This window comes from Parasedimentitalea maritima, from assembly GCF_005771405.1.
Lineage (GTDB): Bacteria > Pseudomonadota > Alphaproteobacteria > Rhodobacterales > Rhodobacteraceae > Parasedimentitalea > Parasedimentitalea maritima.
In genome coordinates this window covers 322,329-335,582 of sequence record NZ_VAUA01000005.1, presented here as the reverse complement: position 1 = coordinate 335,582, position 13,254 = coordinate 322,329, and the positions used below count along the sequence as shown (strand labels likewise).

The following is a 13,254-nucleotide window of genomic DNA, read 5'->3' as shown; positions in this document are numbered from 1 at the left end:
CCTAAGGTGTAGTCCGAAAGCAGTTTTATGCGTTTGCGGAACGCACGTCGCCGGATGGCTTCGGCCACACAATGAGAATTTCGTCTGGGTGTGTAAATGGGAGCCTCGATGAGGCATGACCCTGAACATAGGCGCACAACCAAAGTTGTGAGAGCAAATGTGCCAAATTAAGAGGAGAAGGTGCGGTTGCAACTGTCACAAGGCAGATCAATAAAATAAACAAAGAGGGGACACTGTAGAAACGGCGTGGCTTACCAAATTAGCCAGATACCGAATATCCCAGGTACTAAAAAATTTCTGCCTTGCGTTTGTTACAACCGCAACAAACATTTAGCCTGAAAGTTGACCCTAGGGTATGCGGGTATTCCAGACCTTTTGAAGATTGCAGTTTTGGGCCATAGATTCGTTTGATGCATTGACGCCGCTGAGCTGTCGGAACAGTCTGCCGGTATGAAAAGCTCTTTGACCGTTCTCCGCTTGCCACGCCCATTTGATCCTGAACTTGGGGCGGATGCCCGTGCTCTGGTTCCCGCCCTGGACAGCGATCTGGCGGCGCTTGTGTATGGCGCAGCTGGGTCAAGCCCTTACCTAAAAGAGTTGATTGGGCGCGAAGCCAGCTGGCTGGAAGAGGCACTGGATGACCCTCAGCTTGCATTGACACAAGTGTTTGAAGCCTGTCGTGCTCTGGCCCCGGATCAGATGAAACCGGGATTGCGACAGGCCAAACGAAGGGTGGCATTGCTGACGGCTTTGGCTGATTTGGGCGGCGGCTGGAGTTTGGAACGGGTTACCGGTGCGCTGACCGACTTTGGCGCGTTGGCAGCAGATGTGGCGATTAAGGCCGAGATCGCAACCTTGATCCGTCGAAAGAAACTGCCGGGTATGGTTGAAGATGACATTGCCACGGCTGCAGGCCTTAGCATTCTGGCGATGGGCAAAATGGGTGCACATGAGCTGAACTACAGTTCAGACATAGATATGATCTGTCTGTTTGACGAAAGCCGGTTTGATCCCGATGATTTTTTTGAAGTCCGTCAGGGGATGGTGCGTGCGACGCGCAATATGTGCGCAACGCTGAGCGACCGAACGGCTGATGGCTATGTCTTTCGCACCGATCTGCGACTGCGTCCAGACCCGGCCGTTACACCTGTGTGTCTCGCAATGGAAACTGCCGAGCGCTATTATGAAAGTCTGGGCCGCACCTGGGAGCGAGCAGCTTACATCAAAGCACGCGCCTGTGCCGGAGATCTGGCGGCGGGTGAGCGATTTTTGAAAACTCTTCGCCCCTTTGTGTGGCGCCGTCATCTTGATTTTGCGGCCATTCAGGACGCCCACGATATGCGGCTTAGAATACGCGAGAACAAAGGAACGGGTGGAGCCATCGAGGTCCCCGGCCACGATATGAAACTGGGTCGCGGTGGAATCCGGGAAATCGAATTCTTTACTCAAACCCGGCAGTTGATAGCAGGCGGACGCGACGAAGGGCTGCGCGTGCGCGGCACGGTAGAGGGGCTGGCAGCATTGGCTGACCGAGGCTGGATACCAGAAGACGTTGCAGTAAAACTGACCGATCACTACCGCGCGCATCGCGAGGTCGAGCACCGCATCCAGATGGTGCATGATGCCCAAACACATCAAATGCCCAAGTCAGAGGATGGGCTGGCACGCGTGGCATGTTTGATGGGCCGCGATGTCGAAGACTTGAAGGAAGAGATCAAAGAGCGTCTGAGCGAAGTTCATGTGCTGACCGAAGACTTTTTTGCACCCGGGCCTGATGCCAATCATGCCGCACTGTCGCATGATCTAAACGGCGATATCATCGCGCGCTGGCGCACCTATCCTGCTTTGCGATCTGTGCGAGGTGCGCGGATTTTCGAAAGGCTCAAACCCGAGCTGCTGTCACGGTTGGACAAAACCGCGAAACCGGCAGAGGCACTGGTGGCCCTGGATGGATTTTTGGCAGGGTTGCCCGCAGGGGTGCAACTGTTTTCCTTATTGGAAGCCAACCCACAACTGATAGACCTGCTGGTCGATATAGCCGGCACGTCTCCAGCGCTTGCCAGCCATCTATCACGCAATTCAGGCGTTTTCGACGCGGTGATTGGTGGGTCGTTTTTTGATGCCTGGCCCGGAGTTGAGGCGCTGGGGCATGAACTGGCAACCATCCTGGCGCAGGAAACGGACTATGAGACGCAGTTAGACGCTGCCCGGCGCTGGTGTAAGGAATGGCATTTCCGGATCGGAGTACATTACCTTCGCGGTCTGATAGGTGCACCCGATGCTGGGCGTCAATATGCCGAATTGGCAGAGGCGGTGATTGTCGCAATTTGCCCCGTGGTGGTAGCACAGTTTGCCATCAAACATGGACCTCCTCCTGGACGCGGGGCTGCGGTTTTGGCCATGGGTTCATTGGGGGCCGGGAGGATCAATGCGCAATCTGACCTTGATGTCATTGTGATCTATGACCCGCAAACGGAAGACACCTCTGACGGTAAACGTCCACTGGCAACACGTCCCTATTACTCCAGACTGACCCAGGCCCTGATCACTGCTCTGGCCGCCCCGATGTCGCAAGGACGCTTGTACGAGGTTGACATGCGGTTGCGGCCTTCCGGCTCGAAAGGGCCGGTGGCCACCAGTTTTACCAGCTTCATACACTATCAGAAAAACGAAGCCTGGGTCTGGGAACATCTGGCTCTCACCCGCGCCCGGGTTGTGGCTGGGGCCACAGGTCTTGCGCGCGATATTGAAACGTTTCGAAGCTCCGTCTTGTCGACACCAAATGACCAAAATAGGGTTCTGGCTGAGGTGGCTGAAATGCGTGCCCGTCTGGCTGTGGCCAAAAAGCCCGCTGGGATTTGGGATGCCAAGGTTGGTGGCGGCCGGATGATGGATATCGAATTGATGTCACAGGTTGGGGCGCTGTTGTCGGGCAACCCGGCGCAGAATGTCAGCGCAGGATTAAGGGGCACAGTCGCAAGTGGCTGGCTGAGCGTCGCTGAGGCGACACAGTTGCAGGAAGCTTATGATCTATTCTGGTCGGTGCAGACAGCTACACGCTTGTTGTCTGCGACCGGGATAAACACCTCCAATCTGGGCGAGGGCGGAGCACAGTTCCTGTGCCTTAGCACTGGCTTTGACAATCTGGAGGCATTGCAGAATAGCTTGGATGTAAGATACCAGGCCTGCGACGACCTGATTACCCAGGCCTTGGAGCGGGAGAGTGCGGATGTTGGGCAAGACTGAATTGGACCCCAAGTCTCTGATGTATGAGGCGTATCGGATAGACGGGATTACCCCCTCACAATGTCGCAGCATTTTTCTGGATTGGGCGCTCTGCCTGCCTGTAGGGCAGAACAGCCGTGATGCGATCCAGGTGATCCTGGATCGATATGGGGCAAACAATCCTGACCATCCAATGAGTGTGGTATTGCGCCAGGGGTTAGAGGGTTCTGTAACTCCTAAACGGCGTGGAGGATGGCGTGGGCGGGAACGTCCCCAGTAACCCAGACTGGCAGACTACGTTCTCTCTGTCGCGCTCAGTGGTGTTGTCGGCCCCGGGACTGAAAGTTTCAGATCACGACACATTTTACCGCCGTCATTCGCAGGCAATTGGTAACCTCGATCGTCAGACAAACGCCAAGCTTGGTTTTGTCCAGATAGTCGACACCATGTTCGCGCTGTTTTTAGGGGCCTTCCCATGATCCGGTGATATCGCTAAGAGAGGCCCATGACAGCTTCCTCTCCTGCGTCCCAGCGCGCCCGCGTCCGTATGAAACCTAAATCCAATGCCCGTGCCATCCGGCATGGGTTTCCTTGGGTCTATGCCAACGAACTGGTCACCGACCGTCGTACCCGTAAACTTGCGCCCGGTGCTCTGGCCGTGCTTGAGGATGAAGCGCAGACCCCAATGGGGTTGGTGACGGTTAACCCGGAAAGCAAGATTATCGCCCGGATGCTGGATCGCGATCCACAAGCCGATCTGAACCTTGCTTGGTTTGAAGCCCGCTTGACCCGTGCACTGCAGATGCGAGAGCAGCTGTTTGATGCACCATTCTACCGGTTGGTTCATGCTGAAGCAGATGGTCTGCCAGGGATCGTAATCGACCGCTTTGGGGATGCCTGCGTGGTGCAGCCCAACGCAGCCTGGGCCGAAGTGCATATCGAACTGCTGACCCAAGCTCTGGTCAACGTTACCGGTGTCGGCACAGTGCTGAAAAATGCTGCTGGCCGCACCCGCAGCCTTGAAGGGCTGGATGATGTGAACATGGTACTTCATGGTACCGCACCAGAGGCCCCGATAACGGTGCAGATGAATGGTGCCAGCTACATGGCAGACCTTACCGGTGGTCAGAAAACGGGCTTGTACTACGATCAACGATACAACCACGCATTTGCGTCTCAACTTGTTGCACCCGATGCTCGCGTGCTGGATGTCTTCTCGCATGTTGGTGGTTTTGGACTGGCCATGCTGGCAGGTGGCGCAGGTTCGGCGCTTTGCGTGGATGGTTCTGCCCCGGCATTGGCCTTAGCAGAGCAGGGGGCTGCTGCCAGCGGGTTTGGCGATAAATTTAGCACCCGTCAGGGGGATGCATTTGATACCCTCGCTGCATTGGCTGCTGAAGGCGAGACCTTTGATGTGGTGATCTGTGACCCACCAGCCTTTGCGCCTTCCAAACCAACACTGGAAGCCGGACTGCGGGCCTATGAGAGGATTGCCAAACTGGCGGCTCCACTGGTGAAACCCGGCGGCTATCTTGGGCTTTGCTCGTGCTCACATGCTGCAGACCTTAGCAAGTTCCGGGGGGCTTCGGCGCGCGGCATTGGTCGGGCCGAGCGTTCGCCGCAGTTGATTCACACAGGATATGCCGGAGCGGACCACCCTCAACTGCCGCAGTTGGCCGAAAGCGGTTATCTGAAAGCTGTATTCTTCCGTCTCGACTAAGGTTGCAGCATGAAACTGCTTCTGGACACCTGTGTGCTCTACCCCACAGTGATGCGCGAAATGCTCTTGGGCGCCGCCCGGCTGGGGCATTTCGTGCCGTTGTGGTCGACCCGGATACTGGGCGAGTGGGAACGGGCAGCCATTAAACTGGGTCCGGAAGGCTCGGCACAGGCCTGCGCTGAAATTGCCCTGATACGTGCCAACTGGCCGCAGGCAGAACTGCCCGCGGCGCAAGGATTGGAACAACGGCTGTGGTTACCGGATCCTGCGGACATTCATGTGCTGGCCACTGCTATTTCCGGATCTGCAGATGCCATCGTAACGATGAACAACAAAGATTTCCCGCGCAATATCCTGGCGGAAGAAGGCTTGAAAAGGCTTGGGCCTGACGAGTTGCTTCATTCCATTTGGTTAAAGGACAGCGCGGGAATGCAACAGTTGGGCGAACAGGTCCTTACCGTAGCAAACCGTCTGTCAGGCAGTGAGTGGCAGATCCGTCCCTTGCTAAAAAAGGCGCGCCTGCCACGACTGGCCAAAGCACTGGCGGGTTAGGCGGCTTTCAGGATTTCCGCTGCAATTTCAAACGATTTCAACCGCGCCTGATGGTCGTGGATTTGCCCGGTTATGATCAGCTCATCGGGCTGATAGCGTTCGATAATATTGGACAGGGCACCCCGCACCGTGTCTGGGCTGCCGGTGGCAGACACCTGCAAGGCCTCGTTTACACCTGCCAGAACATGTGGTTCCAGATGTGCCGCGATGTCATCAACCGGGGCAGGGAGTTTGCCAGGTTTTCCGAGTCTCAAGCGGGCAAAGGCTTGTTGCATGGTTGTGCGCAACCGGGTGCCTTCAGCATCGCTATCTGCTGCAAAAACATTGGCCGCAATCATGGCGTGGGGTTTTTCCAGATAGACCGATGGCTGAAAACTGCGCCGATAGAGGCTCAGGGCTTCGTCCAGCGCCTGTGGTGCAAAATGTGAGGCAAAAGCATAGGGCAGACCAAGCTGTGCGGCCAACTGTGCGCCATAAAGACTGGACCCCAATATCCAGACGGGAACCTGTGTTCCCTGACCGGGAAAGGCCCGGACCTTTTGCTCGGGGTCTTCAGGGCCCAAGAACTCCATCAATTCCACCACATCCTGCGGAAAACTGTCACCGTGCCCCATACCACGTCGCAGCGCGCGGGCCGTCAGCATATCGGTACCGGGCGCCCGACCAAGCCCGAGGTCGATCCTATCGCCATGCAGGGCCGCAAGTGTGCCAAAGGATTCAGCGATCATATAGGGCGCGTGATTGGGTAACATGATGCCACCGGCACCCACTCGAATGCGCTGGGTCTGACTGGCGATATGACCAATAAGCACCGCCGTCGCTGCGCTGGCAATACCGGGCATGTTGTGATGCTCCGCCAGCCAATACCGGTGGAAACCCCAGCTTTCAGCCTTTTGGGCCAATTCAGTGCTGTTTTTCAGAGCCTGCGGGATATCGCTGCCCTCTGGCACAGGGGCAAGGTCAAGAAGCGAAAACAGCATTGGGTCTCTCCGTGTCATGTTACGCAGACTTGGGCACTCTGATCTCGTGGCGCAAGGGGGCGTTAGGTTTTGTTCCAGCGGCTTTCGAGGTTCTCGAGTGCTGCAATCCGTTCCTCGGTTTTTGGATGGCTCATCAACCAGGCTGGTGCCATGCCCGCACGTTGTTGGGTCAGGGCTTCCAGCTTTAGGAACAGACTTTTTTGCGGCTCAACACCGATCCCGGCTTTGGTAAGCAAAGCAGCGGCATATTCATCGGCCTCATACTCATCACCGCGCGACAAACGGGCAGCCAGCAGCGAGGTCAACATATCGGCAATCCATCCGCTAATAAGAGGAATGTAACGCCCAACGATCATCATCAGGGCTGTGCGCAGGGCATTTTGACCGGAAAAATCTATCATTCGGCGTTTGGCGTGCCCTAACGCCACATGCCCCAGTTCATGTGCAATGACCGAGGCCAGTTCAGCGTCGCTGACTTCACCTGACTGATACTTACGGTAAAATCCGCGGGTGATGAAAATCCGCCCGTCCGGCGCAGCCAAGCCGTTGACCGGATCAATTTCGTAGATGAAAACCGGAATGCGCGGAATTTCCAGCGCAGCGGCCATCCGGTCCGTCAGTGCCTTCATTTTTCGATCGGCAAGCTCGGTCGATTTGGCATCCAGTTCTTTATGGGTGCGCCAGATCGAAATGCGATACATCACAATGCCATAGGCAAGGGCAAGCAGGATTGGGGTCAGGCGTAACATGGCTTAGATATGGGCTGTGCTAACGCAATGGGCAAGGGCAAGCCCGTACTGCGGTTCACCGGGTTAAATCTTTCATGCCTTGCTCTAGTCCCGACAGGGTCATTGGAACCATCTGATCCGCAAAAATTTCCCGGACCATGCCAATCGAGTGGGTGTAGTCCCAGTACTTTTCAGGGACCGGGTTAATCCACAGGTTCGACGACCACTGCTCGCGGGCGCGTTGCAACCAGACTTGCCCGGCTTCTTTGTTCCAATGCTCGTTAGCACCACCCGGATAGGCAATCTCATATGGGGACATCGAGGCGTCACCGACAAAGATGCATTTGTAGTCCGGCCCATAGGTCCGCAGTACTTCGTGTGTCGGGATCTGCGCGTCCCAACGCCGGGCATTGTCACGCCACACGCCTTCGTACAGGCAATTGTGGAAGTAGTAGTATTCAAGGTGTTTGAATTCGGTGCGCGCGGCCGAGAACAGTTCTTCGACAATCTTGATATGTGGATCCATTGATCCACCAACATCCAGAAACAATAGTACTTTGACGGCGTTATGGCGTTCTGGGCGGGTTTTGACGTCCAGATAGCCGTGCTCAGCTGTCGAGCGGATGGTGTTATCCAGATCCAGTTCTTCGTGCGCTCCCTGACGCACCCAGCGGCGCAAACGTTTCAGCGCCACCTTGATGTTGCGGGTTCCCAGCTCGACGTCACCATCCAGGTTTTTGAACTCGCGTTTGTCCCAGACCTTGACCGCGCGCCCATGGCGGCCTTCCTTTTGGCCGATCCGCACGCCCTCTGGGTTATAGCCATAGGCTCCAAAAGGAGAGGTGCCAGCCGTACCGACCCATTTGCTGCCCCCCTGATGGCGCCCTTCTTGTTCCTTCAGGCGCTCCTTTAGCGTTTCCATCAGTTTGTCAAAGCCACCCAGCGCTTCAATCTCAGCGCGCTCTTCTTCGCTCAGGTGTTTTTCCGCCATTTTGCGGATCCACTCTTCAGGGATGTCGACAGCATCCATCACAGCCTGCGCCGAAATAGCCTCTAACCCTTCAAAGGTGGCAGCAAAGGCGCGGTCAAACTTGTCGATATTCCGCTCGTCTTTGACCATGGATGAACGGGCAAGGAAATAGAATGCTTCGATGTCATATGTGGCCAACCCAGCCTTAATGGCTTCGAGAAAGGTCAGGTACTCACGCAGAGACACAGGAATTGAGGCGTTGCGCAGGTTCTCGAAAAAAGGTTGAAACATGGATTCAGAGCGCCATTCGGTGCGCCACAATGGTGATCAACATGCCAGCCAAGCCATATAAAATGCCGTAAACAGCAGCATATTGCAGGATGTCGCCAAGACCCCCACCACGTCTTCGAGCTGAAAATGCCCCCAACAGAGCCCCGATTGCCACGCCGCCGATTACGATCATATTCTGTCCGTCCGTCTATGTATTGGGGCGCAGAGCCGCGATTTCATTCACTTTGGACCGCACCGCCCAGTCTGAACCAAAGCCGTAGCGCGCCCACCCCAGACTGTCCAGCCTGACAGCTTGAGCGGCCTCAAAATCGCCAGTCAGCTCCAGCGCTTCGGCCTGCAAGAGCATCAAGGTGGAGAGCAGGGCGGCATTTTCAAACTTCGCAGCGGCGGTGATGCTGGGGGCGGCTAATGACAAGGCATTGCTGCCCTGACCACGGGCAATATCATAGGCCATCATCCGGGCCACAATTTGGGCCCGGTGCAACTGGGTGCTTGGGGATTGTCCCAGATAACGCAATGCGGTTTGAAAGTGCCGTTGCGCCAAAACCGGATCGCTGCTCTGAATCATGCGACCAAGTATATAGTGGCTGAAGGCACGTCGATGATCTTGCCAGCCCAGCTTTTGTGCTGTGGTCACAGCTTGGTTGGCGGCGCGCCGACGGGTTTCAGTTGATACATCGGGGCCTAATGCGGTTTCTATCGACGAGATCCACTCCCGAGGGCTCTCCTGCAGCGCGGTAGACGGGAGGGCGTCGCCCGCTGGGTTGTAGCGCGTCAGGATTGCGGGCAGGCGGGCAGCGACCTGTGCACGGCTCATGCCTGTGGAGAGTTCAGGCGCGTAGGTTGCACGCAGAATCAGCATGTCGAACCCGGTCAGAACGGTGTGAACATTGTCGTCGTTGAACACTGAGTCCGGCAACCGGTACAGGTCGTTCAGCGGCCCGATAGACTGCGCCAGCTCTTCATGTAAACAATCGCGGACTTCTTGTGGGCTGACGTCATTGGGAATGAAAATGGCCAGGGTCTCGCGCTGCCGCAACTGTGTCCAATTGGTGCTGGCACGGCGCTTGCTGCGCCGGTATTCAGCCAAAGAACTGACGTTGGGCACAACAAAGCAGGCGGCTCTGGGTAGGGCCCGCCGGATTTCTGAGCGGCTGACAGATTCAATGGTAATATTGGCGCTGCCGCTGTTGACGCGGCGAATACTGATGCCTGCTTCTTGTTGCAGCCGAGACAGCAGGTTGGTCAGATCTGAATTCAGATTGCTGGCAGGTTTGCCTGTTACCCGCAGTGTAATAGGGGCATCAAAACGAGTAAACGTGGGTAAAGTCGTACCACCTTCCAGTTTGAAATGCAGGTCCAGAAAATCCCGTGCCATATCGGCATTAGAACGCTGTGGGTCGACCGGGCTTGGGGCGCCAAACGTTTTGACGGGGGGTAAGGCACTGTCAGCAATAGTGGCCCGTGTTGGTGGGCGTTCCAGCGGAACTGTGTCACAGCCCGCCAAGACCACCACAAAAGCCAGAACCGCGCGGCAAATTTTCACCGTTGGTACCGAATAAATGGGGTCTGTTTGCCAATGCGGTCGTAAAGCTTGCGGGCTGTGTGGTTGAACTCTTGTGTCATCCAATACACCGAGCCACTTCCCTGCACATCCGCAGCCGCGTAAACTGCTTCAATCAGGGCACGACCAACACCGGATCCGCGTGTTTCAGGACGGGCATACAGATCCTGCAGATAGCAGGTGTTGTCTTGGGTCCAAGCATGGCGATGAAACAGGTAATGTGTTAGGCCAACCAATTGACCGTCTTGCTCTGCGACAAAACAGGAGAAATCCTGTGGATCATCCCCAATCAGGCGCGCAAATGTTGTGTCATAGACAGCATCTGGCAAAGACGTTTCGTAAAACTCCAGATAGTCATGCCAGAGTTCAGCCCATTCAGGGCGGTCGTCTGCACGTAAGGCACGGATCGTCACTTGGCTGGTCATTGTTGGAAAATCCAATAGGTGGCGGGAATTCTACGGCTATCAATCATGGTGTCACTGGTCATCACTCATGGCAAGATATGAGACTAGCGCTTGCCGCGTGCCATAAAAGCCAACCGTTCAAACAAATGCACATCCTGTTCGTTTTTCAACAGTGCACCATGTAGCCGGGGCAGGGCGTCCGCACCATCACGGGCCAGATCTTCTGGGGTAAGGTCCTCAGCCAGTAACAGTTTTAACCAGTCCAGAACCTCAGAGGTAGAGGGCTTCTTTTTCAAACCGGCGGTATCGCGGATCTCGTAAAACTGGGTCAGCGCAGTCGTTAGCAACGTCTGTTTGATACCTGGATGGTGTACTTCGACGATCTGCTTCATCGTTTCCGCATCGGGAAAGCGGATGTAATGGAAAAAACAGCGCCGCAAAAACGCGTCCGGCAGTTCTTTTTCGTTGTTCGAGGTGATGATCATAATTGGGCGATGCTTGGCCCTGATGGTTTCACCTGTCTCGTAGACGTAGAACTCCATCTTATCGAGTTCCTGAAGAAGGTCATTGGGGAATTCGATATCTGCTTTGTCGATCTCATCAATCAGCAAAACAACGCGTTCATCCGCTTCAAATGCCTCCCAAAGTTTGCCTTTTTTGATGTAGTTGCGCACATCGTGCACCCGTTCATCACCCAGCTGACTGTCGCGCAGACGGGACACCGCATCATATTCGTACAAGCCTTGTTGGGCGCGGGTGGTGGATTTGACATTCCACTCGATCATTCGAAGGCCCAAGGCCGTGGAAATCTGGCGTGCCAGCTCTGTTTTACCAGTGCCGGGTTCGCCTTTAACCAGCAGTGGGCGCTCGAGTGTAACAGCCGCATTTACGGCGATTTTCAGGTCGTCGGTTGCAACATAGTCTTTAGTGCCCTGAAATCGCATGTGTTTCCTACTTTTTTACAGCCATTAGAATGATGATCGGTCGTTACCATGCTTTTAACTCAGTGGAGATACTATTGTGTAGTGACAATCTCGAATGGAGCAGATAAATGCTGCGTCAGAGGGGGCGGCCAGATGTTTGGGAGTACACTATGACCAACATTCATGGCCTGACCGAAGGAGCCGAAATGAAGCAAGAAGTGTTTCTGCCGGATGACTATCGACCGGCCGAAGATGAGCCTTTCATGAATGAAAGGCAGTTGGAATTTTTCCGACGTAAGTTGTTGAACTGGAAGCAAGATCTTCTGGCAGACAGTCGTGACACAATCGAGGGTTTGCAGGATAACACCCGCAATATTCCCGATGATGCCGACCGTGCCAGTGAAGAGACTGATCGATCGCTGGAGCTACGTACCCGCGACCGGCAGCGCAAGCTTGTGTCCAAGATCGACGCAGCAATTCGTCGTATTGAAGAAGGTGAATATGGTTACTGCAGCGTTACGGGTGATCCGATTTCGTTGAAGCGCCTGAATGCCAGACCCATCGCTACCATGAGTCTTGAAGCGCAAGAACGGCATGAACGTCGCGAAAGAGTTCACCGCGACGACTGAAGCGCGTTCAAAGTCTTGAAAACAATTCAACGCCGGGGCCTGTTGTCCCGGCGTTTTTCGTTTATGTGGGTGAAGCATAAACTCGGTTGGACGTGATGGAACTCAAAGGTCAGAGAATTACGATCATTGGTGGCGGTATCGGTGGATTGACCTCCGCCTTGGTGCTGCAGCAACGCGGTGCCTCGGTGACCGTGCTAGAGCAAGCCGAAGCAATTTCTGAAGTCGGTGCCGGGCTTCAGATCAGCCCAAATGGTGTTGCTGTGCTGAAAGCACTGGGATTGCACGATGATCTGGCTTGGCGATCACAGCGGGCACGCGCAGTGGTTCTGCGACATCACAAACACGGGCAGCAAGTTCTTCGGCTGGACCTGGATCAATACAGTGTAGGACAGAATTTCTACTTTGTGCACCGATCTGACCTGATCTCAATTTTGGCAGATGCTGTCCGGCGCGCCGGAATTCAGGTGCGGTTGCTTCAAAAAGTAGATCGGGTTGAGGCAGGGACGTCGCCCGTTGTGCATCTATCCAATGGTGCTCAGTGCGGCGGTGATTTGGTAGTTGGAGCAGACGGGCTGCATTCTAAAGCCCGCAAAGCATTCAACGATCCGGGGCAGCCGTTTTTTACTGGCCAGGTGGCTTGGCGGGCAACGGTACCAAATGTATTGAACCTGCCCCCCGAAGCGCAGATTTTTATGGGATCAAAGAGGCATCTGGTGGCCTATCCTTTGCGGGATGGCAGTCTGGTCAATATCGTCGCAGTGCAGGAGCGCAGCGAATGGGCCGACGAAGGCTGGAACCATACAGATGATCCAGCCAATCTTCGGGATGCGTTTCGTAACTTTGGCGGCACAGCGGCTGGCCTGTTGTCTGCAGTAGAAGATGTCCGGTTATGGGGCTTGTTTCGTCATCCGGTGGCCAAAAATTGGCATCAGGGACGTGTAGCCATTCTGGGCGACGCTGCGCATCCAACGCTGCCCTTTATGGCGCAGGGTGCCAATCTGGCACTGGAAGATGCCTGGGTGTTGGGCGCGTCTCTGGCCTCTGCAGATACCATCGATTCTGGATTGGGTCTGTATCAACAGCAACGGCGCGACCGGGCGGTGAAAGTGGTTGCTGCAGCCTCCAAAAATGCTTGGAAATACCATTTGCGCGCACCGCTTGCCTGGCCTGCGCACCAGTTGCTAAAGCTGGGCGGGCGGTTTGCTCCACAGCGCATGGTCAGCCAATTTGACTGGATTTATCAGCACGATGTGACAGCCCAGCCATAA

The 13,254-nt window shown here is 55.4% G+C and carries 13 protein-coding genes; 6 read left to right on the top strand and 7 right to left on the bottom strand.

The window, feature by feature from the left end; all coding sequences use genetic code 11:
• Positions 1 to 450: 450 nt before the first annotated feature.
• The 4 genes from FEE96_RS12195 (at position 451) to FEE96_RS12175 (ending at position 5,497) form a co-directional block, all read left to right on the top strand.
• The gene (locus tag FEE96_RS12195; RefSeq protein WP_138163315.1) at positions 451 to 3,246 is read left to right on the top strand and encodes a [protein-PII] uridylyltransferase family protein; all 2,796 of its coding nucleotides are present in this window, start codon (positions 451 to 453) and stop codon (positions 3,244 to 3,246) included.
• Positions 3,230 to 3,505: a hypothetical protein gene (locus FEE96_RS12190; RefSeq protein WP_138163314.1), complete on the top strand. Its 276-nt coding sequence runs from the start codon at positions 3,230 to 3,232 to the stop codon at positions 3,503 to 3,505. Before FEE96_RS12195 ends, FEE96_RS12190 begins: the two co-directional genes overlap by 17 nt.
• A 225-nt stretch (positions 3,506 to 3,730) precedes the next feature.
• Positions 3,731 to 4,945, top strand: a complete 1,215-nt coding sequence (locus tag FEE96_RS12180) for an RSP_2647 family RNA methyltransferase (protein WP_138163312.1) — start codon at positions 3,731 to 3,733, stop codon at positions 4,943 to 4,945.
• Between the two features lie 9 nt (positions 4,946 to 4,954).
• Complete coding sequence (locus FEE96_RS12175) at positions 4,955 to 5,497, top strand: RSP_2648 family PIN domain-containing protein (protein WP_138163311.1); 543 nt, start codon at positions 4,955 to 4,957, stop codon at positions 5,495 to 5,497.
• Here the strand turns inward: FEE96_RS12175 and FEE96_RS12170 are convergent.
• The 7 genes from FEE96_RS12170 to FEE96_RS12145 form a co-directional block, all read right to left on the bottom strand.
• On the bottom strand, positions 5,494 to 6,477 hold the full coding sequence (locus FEE96_RS12170; RefSeq protein WP_138163310.1) for an LLM class flavin-dependent oxidoreductase: 984 nt from the start codon (positions 6,475 to 6,477) through the stop codon (positions 5,494 to 5,496). The genes FEE96_RS12175 and FEE96_RS12170 overlap by 4 nt on opposite strands.
• Before the next feature lie 62 nt (positions 6,478 to 6,539).
• Positions 6,540 to 7,226, bottom strand: a complete 687-nt coding sequence (locus FEE96_RS12165) for a M48 family metallopeptidase (RefSeq protein ID WP_138163309.1) — start codon at positions 7,224 to 7,226, stop codon at positions 6,540 to 6,542.
• 55 nt (positions 7,227 to 7,281) lie between these two features.
• Positions 7,282 to 8,466, bottom strand: coding sequence for a vWA domain-containing protein (locus FEE96_RS12160; protein ID WP_138163308.1), 1,185 nt, complete (start codon positions 8,464 to 8,466; stop codon positions 7,282 to 7,284).
• A gap of 4 nt (positions 8,467 to 8,470) precedes the next feature.
• The gene (locus FEE96_RS23485) at positions 8,471 to 8,638 is read right to left on the bottom strand and encodes a hypothetical protein (RefSeq protein WP_167741316.1); all 168 of its coding nucleotides are present in this window, start codon (positions 8,636 to 8,638) and stop codon (positions 8,471 to 8,473) included.
• A 15-nt stretch (positions 8,639 to 8,653) separates the two neighbouring features.
• A complete protein-coding gene (locus tag FEE96_RS12155; RefSeq protein ID WP_246079431.1) occupies positions 8,654 to 10,006 on the bottom strand; it encodes a DUF2927 domain-containing protein in 1,353 nt (450 codons plus the stop codon).
• A 2-nt stretch (positions 10,007 to 10,008) separates the two neighbouring features.
• Positions 10,009 to 10,455: a GNAT family N-acetyltransferase gene (locus FEE96_RS12150; RefSeq protein WP_138163306.1), complete on the bottom strand. Its 447-nt coding sequence runs from the start codon at positions 10,453 to 10,455 to the stop codon at positions 10,009 to 10,011.
• 83 nt (positions 10,456 to 10,538) lie between these two features.
• Positions 10,539 to 11,378 carry an AAA family ATPase gene (locus tag FEE96_RS12145; protein WP_138163305.1) on the bottom strand — a complete coding sequence of 280 codons (840 nt, stop codon included), beginning with the start codon at positions 11,376 to 11,378 and terminating at the stop codon, positions 10,539 to 10,541.
• Between the two features lie 185 nt (positions 11,379 to 11,563).
• Between FEE96_RS12145 and dksA the strand changes: the two genes are divergently transcribed.
• Positions 11,564 to 11,986 carry an RNA polymerase-binding protein DksA gene (gene dksA, locus FEE96_RS12140; protein ID WP_138163429.1) on the top strand — a complete coding sequence of 141 codons (423 nt, stop codon included), beginning with the start codon at positions 11,564 to 11,566 and terminating at the stop codon, positions 11,984 to 11,986.
• 95 nt (positions 11,987 to 12,081) lie between these two features.
• Entirely contained in the window at positions 12,082 to 13,254 is a 1,173-nt protein-coding gene (locus FEE96_RS12135; RefSeq protein WP_138163304.1) for an FAD-dependent monooxygenase, read from the top strand.